General features: G+C 72.2%; 13 protein-coding genes. 6 read left to right on the plus strand and 7 right to left on the minus strand.

The genetic code is table 11. The features are described 5' to 3' along the window. Positions 1 to 36: 36 nt before the first annotated feature. The 5 genes from pyk (at position 37) to ACFYZA_RS19930 (ending at position 8,453) form a co-directional block, all read left to right on the plus strand. On the plus strand, positions 37 to 1,467 hold the full coding sequence (gene pyk, locus ACFYZA_RS19910; protein WP_382598182.1) for a pyruvate kinase: 1,431 nt from the start codon (positions 37 to 39) through the stop codon (positions 1,465 to 1,467). Between the two features lie 339 nt (positions 1,468 to 1,806). Further along, positions 1,807 to 2,730, plus strand: coding sequence for an FG-GAP-like repeat-containing protein (locus ACFYZA_RS19915; RefSeq protein WP_388491935.1), 924 nt, complete (start codon positions 1,807 to 1,809; stop codon positions 2,728 to 2,730). 91 nt (positions 2,731 to 2,821) lie between these two features. Next, positions 2,822 to 6,652 carry a hypothetical protein gene (locus ACFYZA_RS19920; RefSeq protein ID WP_388491937.1) on the plus strand — a complete coding sequence of 1,277 codons (3,831 nt, stop codon included), beginning with the start codon at positions 2,822 to 2,824 and terminating at the stop codon, positions 6,650 to 6,652. A gap of 14 nt (positions 6,653 to 6,666) precedes the next feature. After that, the gene (locus ACFYZA_RS19925; RefSeq protein ID WP_382598188.1) at positions 6,667 to 7,020 is read left to right on the plus strand and encodes a hypothetical protein; all 354 of its coding nucleotides are present in this window, start codon (positions 6,667 to 6,669) and stop codon (positions 7,018 to 7,020) included. Positions 7,021 to 7,214: 194 nt separating this feature from the next. Continuing rightward, positions 7,215 to 8,453, plus strand: coding sequence for a D-alanyl-D-alanine carboxypeptidase family protein (locus ACFYZA_RS19930; protein WP_388491939.1), 1,239 nt, complete (start codon positions 7,215 to 7,217; stop codon positions 8,451 to 8,453). Here the strand turns inward: ACFYZA_RS19930 and ACFYZA_RS19935 are convergent. From ACFYZA_RS19935 to ACFYZA_RS19955, 5 genes are all read right to left on the minus strand, one after another. Continuing rightward, positions 8,432 to 9,892, minus strand: a complete 1,461-nt coding sequence (locus tag ACFYZA_RS19935) for a hypothetical protein (RefSeq protein ID WP_388491941.1) — start codon at positions 9,890 to 9,892, stop codon at positions 8,432 to 8,434. The genes ACFYZA_RS19930 and ACFYZA_RS19935 overlap by 22 nt on opposite strands. Positions 9,893 to 10,150: 258 nt before the next feature. Continuing rightward, the gene (locus tag ACFYZA_RS19940; RefSeq protein ID WP_388491942.1) at positions 10,151 to 11,509 is read right to left on the minus strand and encodes a hypothetical protein; all 1,359 of its coding nucleotides are present in this window, start codon (positions 11,507 to 11,509) and stop codon (positions 10,151 to 10,153) included. Next, positions 11,499 to 12,017, minus strand: coding sequence for a DUF6114 domain-containing protein (locus ACFYZA_RS19945; protein WP_388491943.1), 519 nt, complete (start codon positions 12,015 to 12,017; stop codon positions 11,499 to 11,501). The genes ACFYZA_RS19940 and ACFYZA_RS19945 overlap by 11 nt, the downstream gene beginning before the upstream one ends. 99 nt (positions 12,018 to 12,116) lie before the next feature. Then, complete coding sequence (locus tag ACFYZA_RS19950) at positions 12,117 to 12,797, minus strand: DUF6230 family protein (RefSeq protein ID WP_382598198.1); 681 nt, start codon at positions 12,795 to 12,797, stop codon at positions 12,117 to 12,119. A gap of 644 nt (positions 12,798 to 13,441) precedes the next feature. After that, positions 13,442 to 14,413, minus strand: a complete 972-nt coding sequence (locus ACFYZA_RS19955; RefSeq protein WP_388491945.1) for a tetratricopeptide repeat protein — start codon at positions 14,411 to 14,413, stop codon at positions 13,442 to 13,444. Between the two features lie 296 nt (positions 14,414 to 14,709). Here ACFYZA_RS19955 and ACFYZA_RS19960 point away from each other — a divergent pair, with 296 nt between their 5' ends. Next, complete coding sequence (locus ACFYZA_RS19960) at positions 14,710 to 15,345, plus strand: TetR/AcrR family transcriptional regulator (protein WP_382598202.1); 636 nt, start codon at positions 14,710 to 14,712, stop codon at positions 15,343 to 15,345. Positions 15,346 to 15,372: 27 nt separating this feature from the next. Here the strand turns inward: ACFYZA_RS19960 and ACFYZA_RS19965 are convergent, their stop codons facing one another. Both ACFYZA_RS19965 and ACFYZA_RS19970 read right to left on the minus strand, forming a co-directional pair. Further along, entirely contained in the window at positions 15,373 to 16,371 is a 999-nt protein-coding gene (locus ACFYZA_RS19965) for a GDP-mannose 4,6-dehydratase (protein WP_388491947.1), read from the minus strand. Next, entirely contained in the window at positions 16,368 to 17,513 is a 1,146-nt protein-coding gene (locus ACFYZA_RS19970) for a glycosyltransferase (RefSeq protein ID WP_388491949.1), read from the minus strand. The genes ACFYZA_RS19965 and ACFYZA_RS19970 overlap by 4 nt, the downstream gene beginning before the upstream one ends. Positions 17,514 to 17,521: the final 8 nt, after the last annotated feature.

Genomic DNA, 17,521 nt, shown 5'->3' on the forward strand with positions numbered 1-17,521 from the left:
TATTCCGTAGCGAAACAAACCGATAGGATCCGCCTTATGCGCCGTTCCAAAATCGTTTGCACCCTGGGCCCCGCCGTCGACTCTCATGAGCAGCTCGTCGCTCTGATCGAGGCCGGCATGAGCGTGGCCCGCTTCAACTTCAGCCACGGCTCCCAGGCCGAGCACCAGGCCCGGTACGACCGGGTCCGCAAGGCCGCCGAGGAGACGGGCCGCGCGGTGGGCGTGCTCGCCGACCTCCAGGGCCCCAAGATCCGCCTCGCGAAGTTCGCCGAGGGCCCGGTCGAGCTGGTCCGGGGTGACGAGTTCACGATCACCGCCGAGGACGTCCCCGGCGACAAGTCGATCTGCGGCACCACCTACAAGGGCCTGCCGGGCGACGTCGCCAAGGGCGACCCGATCCTGATCAACGACGGCAACGTCGAGCTCAAGGTCGTGTCGGTCGAAGGCCCCCGGGTGAAGACCATCGTCATCGAGGGCGGTGTCATCTCCGACCACAAGGGCATCAACCTGCCCGGCGCGGCCGTGAACGTCCCGGCCCTGTCCGAGAAGGACATCGAGGACCTGCGGTTCGCCCTGAACATGGGCTGCGACCTGGTCGCGCTGTCCTTCGTCCGGGACGCCGACGACGTCAAGGACGTCCACAAGGTCATGGACGAGGTCGGCCGCCGCGTGCCGGTCATCGCCAAGGTCGAGAAGCCGCAGGCGGTCGCCAACATGGAGGGCGTCGTCGCCGCCTTCGACGGTGTGATGGTGGCCCGTGGCGACCTCGCCGTGGAGTACCCGCTCGAGAAGGTCCCGATGGTGCAGAAGCGCCTCGTGGAGCTGTGCCGCCGCAACGCCAAGCCCGTGATCGTCGCGACCCAGATGATGGAGTCGATGATCACCAACTCGCGGCCGACGCGCGCCGAGGCGTCCGACGTCGCCAACGCGATCCTGGACGGCGCGGACGCGGTCATGCTCTCCGCCGAGTCCTCGGTGGGCGCGTACCCGATCGAGACGGTCAAGACGATGTCGAAGATCGTCGAGGCGGCCGAGGAGGAGCTCCTCTCCAAGGGCCTCCAGCCGCTGGTGCCGGGCAAGAAGCCGCGTACCCAGGGCGGTTCGGTGGCCCGGGCCGCCTGCGAGATCGCGGACTTCCTGGACGGCAAGGCGCTCGTCGCCTTCACCCAGTCCGGCGACACGGCCCGGCGGCTCTCGCGCTACCGCACGTGCCAGCCGATCCTCGCGTTCACCACGGACCCGAGCACCCGCAACCAGCTCGCGCTGAGCTGGGGCGTCGAGACGTACGTCGTCCCGCACGTGGACTCCACGGACGCGATGGTCGACCTGGTCGACGCCGAGCTGCTCAAGCTCAACCGCTACAGCGCGGGCGACACCATGGTCATCACGGCCGGTTCGCCCCCCGGCATCCCCGGCACCACCAACATGGTCCGGGTGCACCAGCTCGGCGGCTCCGGGCAGGAGTAGCCCCGGCCCCACCGCGCAGGAGGGCGGCACCACGTCCTGGACGGGTGCCGCCCTTTGGTGTGTCCGGGCTTACCCGCGCCCGGCCAAGATTTTTCCGGGCGAAAAGCGGAACTTTGCCCGCCATTTTCCCTGTCAACTCCCAAACCGTTACTTCCAGTTGTGGGGGTGAGGTGTAAGGATCATGTCAGCCCTGGGGGGGCGACAGGGTTTTCAGACATCGCGTCCGGGCGCACGCGCCCGACGGCACTTTCCGCGGTCTTCTACGGAACGGCCCGTCAGCCGGCACCGCACCATCCGCTTCCTCCTGGGCCGAACCATCACCCAGAGGCAGGAAGACACGTGCGAAGAGGATTCCTTTCCGCGGCCGGATCCGTCCGGCGGCCCTTGCGCAGGGCGCTGGTCGCGGCCGTGGCGCTGGCCGCCGTCGGCGCGGTGGGCGCGGCCGCCGCCACCCAGAACGGGCAGGCACCGGCGCGGAACGCGGCCGCCGGTCAGCAGACGGCACTGGCCGCGCCCGGCGCCGCCAAGACGTTCCCGCTGCTCGCGCGCAAGAGCACCGGGCACCTCTACGACTACGAGGCCAAGGGCACCGGCGGCTTCCAGGCCCAGGTGGACCTGGGCGGCGGGTTCGGCGACGCGAGCGCCCTGGTCCAGGCGAACGTCTCGGCCGGCGGCACCGGCAACGACCTGTACTACCGCATGGGCGGCACGCTCTACTACACCGCCGAGGAAGGCGCCGACACCAAGGTCATCGGCGGCGGCTGGGACACGTACAACCTGCTCGTGTCGGCCGGGAACATGGGCGGCAGCGCCGACCCCGACCTCGTCGCGCGGGACGCGGCCGGCGCCCTGTGGCTCTACCAGGGCAAGCCGGACGGCAGCTTCCAGACGAAGATCCGGATCGGCAGCGGCGGCTGGAACGGCATGAACCAGATCGTCGGGCGCGGGGACTTCACCGGTGACGGCAAGAGCGACCTGATCGCCCGGGGCACCGACGGAACGCTCTACGTCTACCCCGGCACCGGAACCGCGACGGCGGACGCCGCGCTCGGCTCCCGGATCACGGTGGGCAAGGGCTGGGAGGCGTACAAGCAGCTGGTGTCGACCGGCGACAACAACGGCGACGGCAAGGCCGATCTGATCGGCAGCGACGCGGCCGGGGCGCTCTGGCTGTTCAAGGGCACCGGCGACCCCAAGGCGCCGTTCGCGGCCCGGGTGCAGATCGGCACCAGCGGCTGGGCCGGCTTCGACACCCTCTTCTGAACCTCCCGCTGAGCCCCGCACGGCGGACCTCCGCCGTTCCGCGCCCGGCCTTCCACTCCCCCAACTGCCTTCTCAGAACGGCTACTTCGTGATGCGTACGCACGCGCCCGGGGCCAGACGCCGCCGATATCTCGGCAACTGGTCGAAGCTCCTGGCCTCCACGGCCCTCGCCACCGCGCTGGCCACCACCGTCTCCGGCAGCGGTCTGCAGCCGCCGCTCGCCGCCCAGAACGCCGCCGCGGTCACCGACCCGCCGGCCGGCTTCGACCTCGACGCCGCCGCCAAGGTCCGCCAGGACCAGTGCCGGCTCGACTTCGTCCTGCGCAAGGGCGGGGCCGAGATGAAGTCGGTCGCCCGCACGGGCCTGAGCGGCACCGACGCCGAACTGGCCACCGCCGCCAACCCGCAGTACTGGGACGGCACTCCGCTCTCCGCCGCGTTCAAGAAGGACCACGACGCGGGCCTGGCCAAGATGGACGAGCTGTACGGGCGCAACGACGTCTGGTCACAGTCCCTCAACCAGGAGCCGCCGCCCGGCTACGCCTCGGTCGCCGCCTTCCAGGACCCGCCCGGCATGCCCGGCGACTCCACGCCCTCGATCTTCCAGCAGACCGGGTTCTCGGGCTGGATAGCCGACCAGTTCTGGACGGGCGAGAGCGACTTCTACAACGACCTCACCCCGCTGGCCAACAAGGCGTCCGCGGACGCGGTCACCGCGCTCGCCAAGTCCCTGTACTACCCGGAGACCAGCGACAACTACTACGACCGCCGTGCCTTCGAGGACATGACGTTCATGCACGGGATGTACGCGGACGACGCGCGCATCTTCCTGCAGAACGGCGGCTTCCCCACCAGCGCGCCCGACCCGGACTCCATGGAGTTCCGGATCGACGTGGAGAACCTCAAGGCGCGCTTCGCGTCGTGTGCCAGCAAGAACCCGCCGGACCCGCACAACGTGCTCGGCCCGGAGCTGGCCACCGCCGCCCTGGAGTGGCAGGCCGAACTCGCCGCGCAGAAGGACCAGCGCGGCGCCGTCCTGACCGCCGAGGCGCAGGCCAACAAGGACCTCCAGATCGCGACGCAGGCGATGGGCGAGTCCCTCGGCCAGTCCCTGATCGCGAGCCGGCTCGCCGACTGGGAGGCCTACTGGCTGAAGGCCGACCCGGCGAAGGCGGGGCTCTCGTACCCGTCGAAGGCCGACTTCGCGAAGGTCAAGGTCGACATCGCCAACGCCAAGGCGCGGGCCACCGGGCGGCTCTTCGTCGCCTCGCGTGCCGCCCTCGACGCCAAGGCGCAGGCCGACACCGTGGACAGGGCCCAGCAGGCGGCGTACGCGATCGCGGACGCGGCGGGTGTGCCGCGCGGGCGCGGTCTGCTGTACGGGCAGCAGGCCGCCCAGATCACCAAGGCGTCGGCCGCGGCCGCCCTTGCCGCGGCCAAGGCCACCGAGACGGCGTCGAACGCGACCCGCGCCTCGGCCGCCGACAGCAAGACGCTCAACGCCCTGGCGATGACGCAGGCGCACGCCTCGAAGGCGGAGTTCCGCCGCAAGGCCGCCGAGGAGGCCGCGGCGCAGGCCAAGGCCGCCGCCGACGGCGCGGCCCTGCAGGCCAAGGCCGCCGCCGACAACGCCACCAAGGCGAAGGCCGCCCAGGTCAAGGCCGAGGCCGCCGAGTCGACCGCCAAGACGGCGGCCGCCGACGCCCACGCCAAGCGGGCCACCGCCGAGGCCGAGCGGGACAGGGCGGCGGCCGAGCGGGCCACCGCCGACAGCGAGCGGGCCAAGGCCGCCGACGCGGAGGCCCGGGCGCAGACCCAGCAGGCCGCGGCGAGCACCGCGCGGCAGAACGCGGAGGCGGCGGGCGCGACCGCAGGCAGCAAGCGGGCGGACGCCGAGGCCGCCGAGCTGAAGGCGTTCAACGCGCGCAACGACGCGGCGGACGCCGACCGCAACAAGGACGCCACCACCGCCCGGGCCAAGGCCCTGGAGGCGGCCGCCGCCGCTGCCGAGGGGACGGCGGCCGCGGGCGAGACCCGGCAGGCCGCCACGGACGCGCGCAACGCCGCCAACGCGGCCACCGGCGCGGCCACTTCGGCCCGTTCGGCGGCCAATGACGCGGGCGCCGCGTCGCAGGCCGCGGACGCGGCCGCCACGCGCGCCGAAGGTGCGGCCGCACGCTCGCAGGCGGCCGCGGACGGAGCGGCGGCCGACGCCGCGACCACGCACGCCGCGGTGCTCAAGGCGCATGCCGCGGCGGCCGACGCGATCGAGGCCTCGGAGGCCGCGGCGCAGAACGTGAAGAACGCCCAGGCGCTCGCGGCGGAGTCCGCCAAGCAGGCCGTCGTGGCGCGGCAGAACGCGACGGCGGCCCGGACCGAGGCAACCGCCGCCGCGGCAACGGCCGTTCAGACCGCGGGCTTCGCCTACGCCACCGCACAGGCGGCCACCGCCGCCCGTGACTCGGCGCTCCAGGTCGTCAAGCCGGCCAACGACGCCATCGAGCTCGGCTCCCCGTACAAGGAGACCGACTCCTCGGCGGGCCTGGCCGTGCTGACCGGGCAGGCCGCCAAGTCGGCCGCCGACCAGCAGGCGGCCGTCGCCCAGGCCAAGGCCGACCAGGCGGCGAAGGCCGCCGTCGAGGCGAAGGCGCTCGCCGCCAAGGCCGACGCCGACGCCAAGGCCGCGGCGACCGCCGCGTCCCAGGCGGCCGACTCGGCGGCGGCCGCAGCCGTGTCGGTGCGGCAGGCCCGGGCCTCCGCGTCCGAGGCGGCCGCCGCGGCCAAGGCGGCGAAGACCGCCGAGGCCCACACGGTCGAGTACGACCGGCAGGCCAACGAGGACGCGATGTTCGCGCAGCAGGCGGCCACCACCGCCGGCACCTCCGCGACCGCGGCGCGCGCCTCGGCGACCGACGCGGAGCAGAGCGCGAGCGGCGCCCGCTCGGCGGCCTCGGCCGCCGAGGGCGACGCGTCGAGCGCCCGCGCCACGGCGACCACCGCCGAGTCGGACGCCACCGCCGCCGAGGAAGCCGCCTCGAACGCGGACGGCTACGCGAAGGACGCGGACGCCTCGGCCGACCACGCCGAGGAGGAGCTCCGCGAGTTCCAGGCCCAGCAGCGCGCGGCGGCACTCGCCGCGAGCAAGGGCGACGGCGGCAGTGGGAACGCGGGTCCCGATCTGACGTCCGACGAAGAGGCGGCGCTGCGCCAGGAGTGCGGGCAGGCCTGTGTGGACGAGTTCCGCAAGGCGCTCGCCGACTCCAACAAGAGCGTCATCGACTGGGTGATCGAGAACGGCGGCCAGGTCCTCCTGGACGTCGTCGGCGTCACCGACGCGAAGCGCTGCTTCTCGTCGGGCGATGTCGAGAGCTGCCTGTGGACGCTGGTGAACGTGGCCAGCCTGGTGGCGGTCATCGGGAAGATCCCGGCGGTCAGCAAGGCGATCGTCGCCATCTCCTCCGGCCTCTCCGACTTCTTCCGCTCGCTGCGGATCGCCGAGCGGACGGTGGAGCGGCTGCGGTCGCTGGTGCGGGCGAAGGTCGTGGCCAGCGCGCACATGGAGATCGGCGAGTTCAAGGAGATCTCCAAGGCGGGCGAGGCCCTCGTCAACATGCGGCGGGCGGTCCAGGCCGGCGGCTACACCTGGCGGTTCAAGACCGGCCACTCCTTCTACCGCGCCCACCCCGGGCCCGGCACCCTGAAGGACTTCCGGCTCACGGACCTCACGCCGGACCAGGTCGAGAAGGCGATCATCAACGACGTCGTCACCTACCTCGGCCAGGGCGGCAAGCTGCCGAAGGCGGGCCCCGGTGTCCAGGCGCTGACCAGGACCTTCAAGATCGGCAAGGTGGAGGTCGGGTACCGCATCATGCAGATCACCGATGACATCATCGACAGCAGCACCTACTGGCCCGGCCCCTGAGAGGAGCTGACCCCGTGACCGACCTGATCTCCCTGGCGCGTGCCGTCGTGGCCGGCGGCCGCCCCGCGGACGCCGAGCCCGGATTCGCCCTGCCCGAGCACGAGTTCATCGAGGCGGTGAGCTACGCCGACGCGGACGCCATCCGCGAGATGCTGCGGGTGGTCATCGCGGAGGACTGGTCGGGGCTGCCCGTGTGGGCCCGCAACCTGTCCTACCGGATCGCCTGTCTGCAACGTCCCGACGATGCCGGCCTGCTCCGGGAGGCCGCGGCCGACCTGTACAACTTCGGCCCCGACTGGGACGACATCGCGGCGGACCTCCAGGCGAGGGCCGACCGCATCGACGCGGGCCCGAAGCCGGGGGCGTAGCGCGCGCGGCCGGTGCGGACACCGGCCCGTACGGTGTGGCCCGTACTCCCTCGGGGGTGCGGGCCACACCCGTGTCCGGGGCCCGTCGGATGGTGGACGGGCTGAGGCGCCTGGCCGTTCCATGAACAGGGCGTGGCAAATTCCACGGTCGGACGGCTCAATTCCGTGACAACTCCTGGGGTACGTTCGCGTGCATGCGTCTTCCCATATCGCCGCAGGTCCGACGCGCACTCGTGGCGCTCACCGCCACCGCTGTCACCGCGGGCGCCGCCGTCGGTCCGGCCGTGGCGAGCGGTCACCCCGCGAAGCCGGGCACGGCGACGCCGGGGGCGCCCGGCGGCGAGGCCAAGAAGCAGCCGCCGGCGAACATGTCCCAGCTGGGCGGCGCTCAGCTGGGCGCGGCGGGCGATCAAGTCGGCCCGGGCGCACCGGCGTTGCCGCCGGAACTGTCCGCGCTCTCCTGGGTGGTGGCGGACGCCGACACCGGGCAGGTGCTCGGGGCGAGGAACGCGCACTGGCCGCTTCCGCCGGCCAGCACCCTGAAGATGCTCTTCGCGGACACCGTGCTGCCCGGGGTGCCGCACGACGCCAGCCGCAAGGTCGGCGACGAGGACCTCAAGGGCATGGGCGACGGCAGCAGCGCGGTGGGCATCGTGCCCGGCCAGACGTACCAGGTGCCCGACCTGTGGCGCGGGGTGTTCCTGCGCTCGGGCAACGACGCGGTGCACGTGCTCGCCGCGATGAACGGCGGGGTCCCCAAGACGGTCGCCGACATGCAGAAGAAGGCCGAGGCGCTCGGCGCCAGGGACACCCACGTCCTGAGCCCGGACGGCTATGACACCCCGGGCCAGGTGTCGTCCGCGTACGACCTGGCGCTCTTCCTGCGCTCCGGCCTGAAGAACAAGGACTTCAAGGCGTACTGCGGTACGGCGTCGGCCGACTTCCCCGGCGGCCCCAACACCAAGGGCAAGCCGTTCGGGATCTCCAACACCAACCGCATGCTGTCCGGCATCGACGGGGTGGCCAGGTATCCCGGCCTGATCGGCGGCAAGAACGGCTACACCACGAACGCCGGGAACACCCTGGCCGAGGCGGCCCAGCGCGATGGCCACACCCTGGTGGTGACGGTGATGAACCCGCAGGAGAACAAGCACGACAAGGTGTACACCGAGATGCGCCAGCTGCTGGACTGGGGCTTCGCGGCGGCCGGCAAGGCCAAGCCCGTCGGCACCCTCGACCCGCCGCCGGCCGGGACGGGGGCGGGCAAGGGCGGCACGGTGGCGGCCGGGAGCGCGGCCGGCTCGGACGACTCGGGCCTCGGCGTGCTCGGCTGGACGGGCATCGGCGCGGCCGTGATCGTGGCGGGCGGCGCGGGCGTACTGGTGCTCACCCGCCGCAAGCGGGGCGGCTCTCAGACCGACGCGGTGGGCTGAACCGGGGTTCCGGTCATCCAGTCGATGACCTCGGCGGCCGAGTAGGGACGCCCGTCCGGGCTGATGTCGTCGAGGAAGCCGAGGTCCTGGCCGATGGTCACGACGGGCGGTTCGACGGCGCCGCCGGGCCTGCGCTGGCCGAGGCCCACCGTGGCGAGCAGCCCGTTGCACAGACACACCCGCCCGGCGGTGTCCACGGCCGCGCCGCCCTTGCGCACGTAGGCGGCGACCGGCTCGGCGGCGCAGCGGTAGACGAGGGCCCCGCTCGCGGAGCGGGCGGGTGTGCGCAGATAACCGAGGTCGCACACGGGCCGCCGGGCCGCCCGTACGGCCTCGTCGGACAGGGTGCCGGGGAGTTCGGCGACCTTGAACGGGAACGCGGTCGGCGAGGCGCGGGGGTCGTTGCGCACCCGCAGCGTTCCGGCGCGGGCCCGCGTCCGCAGCTCCTCGCGCAGATCGTCCCGCAGCCCCGATTCCTCGCACAGCGCGAACACGCTGCCGAGCTGTACGCCGACGGCCCCCAGCGCCCGCGCCTCGGCGAGCCGCTCGGGGTGGGCCGCGCCGCCCGCCAGCCAGAACGGGATGCCGAGGGCCGCGACCTTGGCGAGGTCGGGATGGTCCCGAGGCCCGTACACGGGCTCCCCCGTCGCGTCGAGGACGAGCTTGCCGCGCGGCGGCGCGCTGTGCCCGCCGGCCCGGTGCGTCTCGATGACGAACCCGTCGGGGCGGGTGGCGGGATCCCGTACGAGGTACGAGGCGAGCACGGGCAACGACACGATGGCGAGCACGTCGGGGCGCCGCAACGGAGTTGATCCGTCCGGCAGTTGACCCATGAGGGCCGCCCCGGGGTCGAACGTATGCGGAAGCGGCTCCTCGTCCCCCTCCACGGCCACCAGGGTGGTGACGGGTTCCGCGCGGGCGAGCCGGGAGGCGAGGTCGGGGATCTGCCCGGGGATCCCGGCGCCGACCAGGACGTGGTCGGCCCCGGCGAGGATCGCCCCGAACAGGGCGGGCGCGATGGCCAGTTGGATCTTCGCGAGGTAGTTGACCCCGACGGGCCCGTCGTGGCCCTCCTTGGCGAGCCACACCTCGACGAAGTTGCCGAGCACGGTGAGGAGTTCGGCGCTCTCGCCCCGGTCGACCCGCAGCCGGGACATGGCCCGCATCCGCTCCCCGGGCGCGACCCCGCCCTCGACGAAGTACCGGTCGATCACGTATTCGGCCGCCTCCGGCACCGGGAAGGCGGCGAGTGCCCGCCGCATGTGGCCACCGGGGTCACCGAGCTGGAGCCGCCTCGCCAGCACCGCGTCCAGCGCGGTCCCGGACACCACGCCGAGCTGCCCCCGCCCGGCCACGGCCCGGGCGAGCCGCCATCCGGACACGGCGACGCCCATGCCGCCCTGGATGATCGGGGGCTGGGCTCGGCGGAGTGTCGCCATCGGCGTGGTCCATTCGTCGGGGCACGCGAAGGCGCCCGGGCCGCACAACCTACGGAACCGTAGGTTTCTGCTCCCGAGTCTCGGCCAGAGCGTCCCGCCGTCACCCCGCCGAAGGTCCCCACTTGGGGTGCCGTCGGCCCCGGGGATGCGGGGAATTGGGCCCGGCGCCGGGCGGGACCACGGCACGGCCGTGGCCCGCACCCCCCGGAGGGGAATGCGGGCCACGGCTCAACTGCGGCTCCCGGACGGGCCGTTGGGTTACGTCGTCGGGTTGCCGTCCGTGACGTAGTTGTGCAGTCCGGGGACCGTCAGGGTGCCGCCGAACTGGCCGGCCTGGCGGACCGTCGCGTTGGTGAAGAACGCGAACGGCACGTTCAGCGGGGGCGGCGTCGCCGGGCTGAAGGTGATCGGGATGAGGCCGAAGAGGTTGCCCTTCAGCTCCTCCGTGTACATCGTCACCGTGCCGTTGCGGATCGTCGACGTCGAGCCGGAGCGCGCCACGACATGGGCCGTGGTGGGCTTCCCGTTCACGTCGGGCCCGTACACCTGCTGGTCCAGGTCCTTGATGTCCACGGTCGAGGCCGTGAACTTGAGGACCTTCTTCGTCGTGTCGCCCGCCTTGACCTCGACGATGCCCTCGTAGTTCAGGCCGCCCAGGGTGAGCAGCGAGCTCTTGAGGATCCACGGCTGGGTCGGCAGAGTCGGTACGCCGCCGTCCTGCTTGGCCTCCGCGAGCGCCTTCGGGTCGGCGGTCGGGCACGGGAAGGCGGGCTTGGCGCCATCGGGGATGGCCGTGTCCTTCTTCGGGTCCAACCCCTTTGCCGCGTCCGGGAGTTCGGCGACCTTCTGGCCCGCCTCGTCGGCCGCCTTCTTGATCGCCTCCGTCGCCTTGTCGAGCGTGCCGCTCGCCTTGTCGCCCGTCTTCGCCCCGGCGGTGCCGGGCTCGGCCGACTTCGTCGACGGCTTCGTCGACGGCTTGGGGGCGGCCGTGCTCGCCGAGGGCTTCGGCGCGGGCGGCGTCGAGGTGGTCGGCGTGGGCGTCGGAGCCGGCGTGTCGTGGATGCCGAACAGGCCCTTGAGCGCGTCACCCAGGCCCAGCGGGTCCAGCGGGTTGGTCTTCTTGGCGGGCGGCGGCGTCGTGGCCGTGCTCGCCGGCGGCTGGGCCGTGGACGGTTTCTGGGAGGGCTGGGTCGCGGGCTTCAGGAGCTTGTCGACGGCGTCCCCGGCGGAACCGGAAGCGGTGGGCGTCGGCGTCTTGGAGTCCGTGGCCTTGTCGTCCGCCGGCTTGTCGGCCGGCTTCGACGCCGACGGGCTCGGCGAGGCCTTGCCCGAAGCGCTGCTCGACGGGCTCGGCGAGGCCGAGGGGCTGTCCGAGCGGGTCACACAGGGGCCGGGGGCGAACGGGATGTCCGTCTTCTCGTCGGCCATCGCGAGCTTGGGCGTGAGGCTCATCCCGACCAGCACGGCCGTGGGCATGGCGGCGAGTGCCATCGCCCTGCCCGCGGGCATGTGCCACTTGGTCAGCAGCGACTTCCTCGGGGCCGCGTGACGCGGCCCTCTTCTTTCCCGCGGGTCGCCGCCTCCGGTCGAGTCCAGCTGCGTCTCGTCACCCCGCACTGTTCCTCCCGCCGTTGGCGTCAACTGTCGTTTCGGTGGCGGCGGTTGTCGGCTCCGGCGCGCCCTCGGAGGCGGGAACGCCGTCCGTCGACTCCGTCTGCTTGTCCCCCCGCCGCGGCTTGGCCGGCACCCAGGCACAGGCCAGCGCACCGCCGAACAGCGAGAGCAGGAAGCCGATGACGAACCCGCCGATGTTGGCGATGGGCAGGGAGATGAGCGCGAGCAGGATCGCCGCGATGCCCGCGAACGTCCGCACCACGCTGTGGAACCACATGGTCAGACCGAGCGTGATCAGCAGGACGCCGATGATGAGCGAGCCCGCGCCGGCCGTCGTCGACATGGCCAGCGTGACGTTGCCGAGGTGCATGTTGGCGTACGGGAAGTACATGATGGGCACGCCGCCGGCGATGGTGAGCAGTCCGGCCCAGAACGGCCGACGGCCCCTCCACGCCCGGAAACGAAGCCGCCAGTGCTGGAAGTCGCGGGAACCCGTGGTCTCGGCGCTCATGGAAACAGCTCCCTGGTACCGCAATTGCTGTGAGATGTAGAAGAAGGTCCCGGTGACCGACGCGCTCTGGGGGGATACCCGCCGGTCACCGGTCGAGGCCTAGGCCTTGGGCGCCGGCTCGCACTCGTGCTTGCCACCGGACAGGCTCAGGCTGAGCCCCGGGAGCTTGAACGAGCCCGCGGTCGTCGCCCACGCGCGCTGCTCCACGTTGGAGAGCACCGCACGGTCGGCACGCTGGGCGAAGCCGTACGGGCTGCCGCCCGGCGTCTTGCCGTCCGCACCGGGCTGGATCTTGGTGACGACGTTGCCGTTCGCGTCCCGCTTGCCTTCGCCCGCCGCCACACCGATGTCGATGTTGGTGAACTGGGCGTCGGTGGAGAGCTCGGACACATCGAGGTAGATGTTGGTCGCCTCGATCTTCTGGTCGCCCTGACCAGCCTTCAGCGTCATCGTCACGTCGCCGAGGCCGAACGGCAGCGGCTGGACGACCGACTGGCACATCTTGGTGATGGTGGCGTCGCTGAACCCGGAAACGACGACGGGGTGCACCGCGTCCTTGCCGTTCAGGTCCTTGCCGGTCGCGACGCTCCCGTACTGCAGGAGGTTACGACCGTCCAGCTGCTGAGCCGTCACCTTGAAGTCGACACCCGACACACTGAACGACGCCGCGAGCGCGCCCTGTGCCAGGCCGACGCCGATCGCGGCCGTCGCGGCCACGCTCGGCACCATGACCAGCGCGAACCGCTTCCATCTGGTCCCGCCACGTACTTGGGACTCCATGACTTTCCTCCTTCTCGGACGTACATCTCCGGGACGGACCCTCAAGGGCTGTCACGGGATGGGAGAAGTGCTACGTCCTCGGGAAGGGGAGCGCACGGGAGGTCGACCGCGTACGACTCGCGCACTTCGTCCGACACCGGCGATCACCCCCGAGCGACAACCACTGGCCACGCATTCGCGCAACCTCTGGACAGGCCCTGCCGGAGAGCAGAGACCCCCCTGTCCACGGCCGGTGCCACTGCCACCGGCCGGCCCGGTGGGGACCCAAGTGGGCGGCAGCGCCGAGTGGCTGTCGGGCTGGTGCGTTATTGGACCGAGCGTGGCCGATCGTGGTCCATTCCGAGCCGTGACACAAGGGGGTTCGTTACTAGCCAGTAACGGCCTGATAACCGAGGCGCGACCGGCGGGTATCGACCGGGCACGCAGGGTGCCGTCAAGTGGCCGGACAGAAGGTGAAATCGCCGCAGAAAAGCGGACGTAAGATCCAGCTCAACTTACTGGAAGTAACAGCGGCCGCGTTTACCAAGTTTTGGTAAAACGCGGCCGCCTCTTGTCTCTCTGTCGCCAAATCGTCCGCCGCGTACCGCGTTTCGGGACTCACTCGGTGACAGGTTCATGAACGTCCGGAGACGTTCGGAGGTGGGTCAGAAGAGCACCCTCGCCAGCGCCGTTCGCGCCGCCGAGACGCGCGGGTCGTCCCCGCCGATCACGTCGAAGAGCTCCAGGAGCCGGACGCGCGCGGCATCGCGATCGTCACCGAACGTGCGCCGCACGGTCTCGACGAGCCGCCCGAAGGCGTCCTCGACGTGACCGCCGACCAGATCCAGGTCGGCCGCCGCGATCTGGGCCGCCACGTCGGCCGGCTTGTCGGCGGCGTCCTTGCGGACCTGGACTGGGTCGAGCGACTGGACGCGCTGGAGCAGCTCGGCCTGCGCGAGGCCGAGCTTGGCCTCGGGGTTGCCCGGGTCGTCGCTCAGCACGTTCTTGTACGCCTGGACCGCGCCGGCCAGATCGCCCGAGTCGAGGGCGACGACGGCCGCTTCGAGCAGGGCGTCGTACGGGCCGACCGGGACCTGCGCCTCGGCGGCGGGAGCGGCGGCCGCGTCCGCGTCCACCGCGATGCCGGTCAGGCCGAAGCGCTCCTCGGCGACCTGCACCAGCTGGTCCAGGGTCTCGCGGATCTGCGCCTCCGGGGCCGCGCCCTGGAACAGGGGCAGCGCCTGGCCGGCGACGACCGCGAAGACGGCCGGGATCCCCTGGATCCCGAACTGCTGCATCAGCATCTGGTTGGCGTCGACGTCGATCTTGGCAAGGAGGAAACGGCCGTTGTACTCGACGGCGAGGCGTTCGAGCAGCGGGCCGAGCTGCTTGCAGGGCTCGCACCACTCGGCCCAGAAGTCGATGACGACCGGCACCTCGGCGGAGCGGGTCAGTACGTCGCGCTCGAAGGAGGCCTCGTCGACATCGATGACGAGGGCGGACGGCGCGACCGCCGGGACCCCGCCCTGCCGGGCGGCCTCGGCTCGCGCCTGCTCCGCCTTGCTCTTGGCCTCACCGGCCGCCTTCACCGCGGCGAGGTCGACGACGCCGCTCATGGACATGTTCCTAGGCTGCATGCGTACATCCTCCCCCTTCCGCGACGGTGCGTGGTGATCCGGTGGCAGGATCCGGGCCCGCCCGGTGCCTCCCGCCGGATTGCGAGGCATCGAGGGGCCGGATCGGGCCGTGAATTCTGTTCTGGTGGCACCTGGGTCCCCACCCCGGCGCCCTCACATGTGGTTGTCGCGGAAGGCCGCTCAAGGCTTTCGCTACGAGCCGTAGCGTAACTGGTGCGAGCGCGGCGGCACAGCGTGATCTCGCGCACACCGCACGCCCCCTGGCGCGATTGCTACCGGCCGGTATGGTCGCCGTCATGCCTTCCTCATCCCACGCCGCGAGCCCGTCCTGTACGGGTCGCACGGGCCGTCCCCGCAGCGCCGAGGCCGATGCCGCGATCCTGCTGGCGACCCGGGAGGCGCTGGTGGACCTGGGCTGGTCGAAGCTGACGATGGGGGACGTGGCGACGCGGGCCGGGGTCGCCAAGACGACGCTCTACCGTCGCTGGGCGGGCAAGAACGAACTCGTCGTGGACGCCGTGGCGGTCCTCTTCGACGAGCTCGAACTCCCGGACCTGGGAAGCCTGATGGCCGATGTGGAGGGCGTCGTCCTCCAGTTCGCGGCGCTGCTGGAGCGCCCCGAGGCGAAGACCGCGCTGATGGCGGTGGTGGCCGAATCCACTCGGGACGACGCGCTGCGCGGGCGGATCCGCTCGGCCATCGTCGACCGCCAGAAGCGGCTGGTTCTGGTCGGCCGCGAGCGCGCCCAGGCCCGGGGCGAACTCCCCTACGAGCCGGACCCGACGGCCTCCGCCCGGCACACCGACCTCATCTTCGACGTGGTGGCCGGCGCGGTCGTCCACCGGGCGCTGGTCAGCGCGGAACCGGTGGACGAGGAGTGGGCCCGCGACTTCACCCTGCTCATCTGCACGGGACTCGCCGCGACGGCCTGAGCGGCGGGCCCGTCACCCCCAGCGGGCTCAGACCTGGTACCGCCCCGGCGCGAACAGCGCGAGGTTCTCCGCCACCCACTCCGAGGTCAGCTTCAGGCCGTCCTCCAGGCTGACTTCCGGGTGCCAGCCCGCCCACTCGCGGGCGCGGGTGTTGTCCGAGAGCAGGCGTTCCACCTCGCTGCCCGAGGGGCGCAGACGGGCCGGGTCGACCACGACCGAGGCCTCGCGGCCCGACGCGGCGATGAGGGCTTCGGCGAGGTCACCGATCGCGATCTCGCGGCCGGTGCCGAGGTTCACCGCCTGGCCGAGCGCCCGGTCGCACTCGGCGACCGCGAGGAAACCCCGCGCGGTGTCGGTGACGTACGTGAAGTCACGCGTCGGGGTCAGCGAGCCCAGCCTGATCTCCCTTACGCCCGCGTGGAGTTGGGCCAGGATCGTGGGGATCACGGCGCGGGCCGACTGCCGGGGACCGTAGGTGTTGAAGGGGCGCACCACGGTGACCGGGAGCTCGAAGGCGTGCCAGTGCGAGAGCGCCATCATGTCGGCGCCGATCTTGGACGCGGAGTACGGCGACTGCGGCTGGAGCGGGTGCTCCTCGCTGATCGGCGCGGTGAGGGCGGTCCCGTACACCTCGCTGGTGGAGGTGTGGACGAGGCGGCGGACGCTGTGGCGGCGGCAGGCCTCGGCGATGTTCTCGGTGCCGACCACGTTCGTCTGCACGTACGCGCCCGGGGAGTCGTAGCTGTACGGGATGCCGATGAGGGCGGCGAGGTGGAAGACGGTGTCGCAGCCGGCCACCGCGTCCGAGACGCGGCCGGCGTCCCGGACGTCCCCGGCGATCATCTCCACCGAGGGGTGGTTCATCAGATGCGCCAGGAAGCCCTTCTCGGCGTACGGCTTGTAGTGGACGAACGCCCTTACGTTCGCGCCGAGTTCGACCAGGAGGTCGACGAGGGTCGAGCCGATGAAGCCCTCGGCGCCGGTGACGAGGACGGTGCGGTTGTGCCAGGCGGTGACCGTGTTCATGCTGCGTACTCCCTGGTGTACGAGGTGGGGTAGGAGGCGAGTTCGAGGACCCGGGCGGCCAGCAGTTCGGCGGCGCGGGCGTGCTTGCCGGGGTCGGCGGCGCCGCTCATCGCGGCGAGCCGGGCCGGGTCGGCCAGGAGCGGCTCGACGAGTTCGGCCAGGCGGAACGCGGTGGTCTCGGCGTCCGGCACGAGCAGGCCTGCGCCCGCGTCGGACAGGACCCGCGCGTTGTGGGTCTGGTGGTCGCCGGGCGCGTGCGGGTAGGGCACGAGCACGGCGGGCACGCCGGTCGCGGCGAGTTCGGCGACGGTCGCCGAGCCGGCCCGGCACACGACGAGGTCGGCGGCCGCGTACGCGAGGTCCATCCGGTCGAGGTAGGGCACCGCACGCGCGCCGGGCAGGCCGGACAACTGCCGTTCGGTGTCGGCCAGTTGGGCCGGACCGGTCTTGATGAGGAGGTGGACGTCGTGCCGGTCGCGCCACCGCTGGGCCAGGCCGACGGCCGCCGCGGTGAGCCGGGCCGCGCCCAGGCTGCCGCCGTTGACGAGGACGAGCCGCGCGCCGGGCGGCACGCCGAGCGCCCGCCGGGCCTCGGTGCGCAGCGCCGGGCGGTCGAGCGAGGCCAGCGAGGCGGCGATGGGCATGCCGGTGGTGAGGGCGTCCTGGCCGCCCGAGAGATGGGCGCGGCTGCGGTCGAAGGCGACCGCGATGTGGGGGGTGAGCCGGGCCGCGAACTGGTTGGCTCGCCCCGGCACCGCGTTGGACTCGTGGATGAGGCTGGGCAGCCCGGCCATCTTGGCGCCGACGATGACCGGCGCGCTCGGATAGCCGCCCATGCCGACGGCGACCTGGGCGCCCTGCGCCTTGAGGATGGCCCGGCACTGCGCGCCCGACTTCAGCAGCGCGGCGGGCAGCAGATACCGCTTGGCGCCGAGCGAGGGGTCGAAGGGGATCATGTCGACGGTGTGCAGCCGGTACCCGGCCCGGGGTATCAGCTCGCCCTCCAGGCCCCGGGTCGTGCCGACGAACGAGACCACCGCGTCGGGGACGGCCCGCCGCAGTGCCTCGGCGAGCGCGAGCCCGGGGTAGATGTGCCCGCCGGTACCGCCCGCCCCGATCACTACTGACAATGGTGTGCGCATGGCACCGA

Source organism: Streptomyces sp. NPDC001828, from assembly GCF_042892175.1.
GTDB lineage: Bacteria > Actinomycetota > Actinomycetes > Streptomycetales > Streptomycetaceae > Streptomyces.

Excerpts from the sequence above, each read along its gene's own strand:
- ACFYZA_RS19965 (WP_388491947.1), bottom strand. The coding sequence starts at position 16,371 with ATGAACACGGTCACCGCCTGGCACAACCGCACCGTCCTCGTCACCGGC.
- ACFYZA_RS19920 (WP_388491937.1), top strand. The coding sequence starts at position 2,822 with ATGCGTACGCACGCGCCCGGGGCCAGACGCCGCCGATATCTCGGCAAC.
- pyk (WP_382598182.1), top strand. The coding sequence starts at position 37 with ATGCGCCGTTCCAAAATCGTTTGCACCCTGGGCCCCGCCGTCGACTCT.
- ACFYZA_RS19950 (WP_382598198.1), bottom strand. The coding sequence starts at position 12,797 with ATGGAGTCCCAAGTACGTGGCGGGACCAGATGGAAGCGGTTCGCGCTG.
- ACFYZA_RS19955 (WP_388491945.1), bottom strand. The coding sequence starts at position 14,413 with ATGCAGCCTAGGAACATGTCCATGAGCGGCGTCGTCGACCTCGCCGCG.
- ACFYZA_RS19960 (WP_382598202.1), top strand. The coding sequence starts at position 14,710 with ATGCCTTCCTCATCCCACGCCGCGAGCCCGTCCTGTACGGGTCGCACG.
- ACFYZA_RS19930 (WP_388491939.1), top strand. The coding sequence starts at position 7,215 with ATGCGTCTTCCCATATCGCCGCAGGTCCGACGCGCACTCGTGGCGCTC.
- ACFYZA_RS19970 (WP_388491949.1), bottom strand. The coding sequence starts at position 17,513 with ATGCGCACACCATTGTCAGTAGTGATCGGGGCGGGCGGTACCGGCGGG.
- ACFYZA_RS19945 (WP_388491943.1), bottom strand. The coding sequence starts at position 12,017 with ATGAGCGCCGAGACCACGGGTTCCCGCGACTTCCAGCACTGGCGGCTT.
- ACFYZA_RS19935 (WP_388491941.1), bottom strand. The coding sequence starts at position 9,892 with ATGGCGACACTCCGCCGAGCCCAGCCCCCGATCATCCAGGGCGGCATG.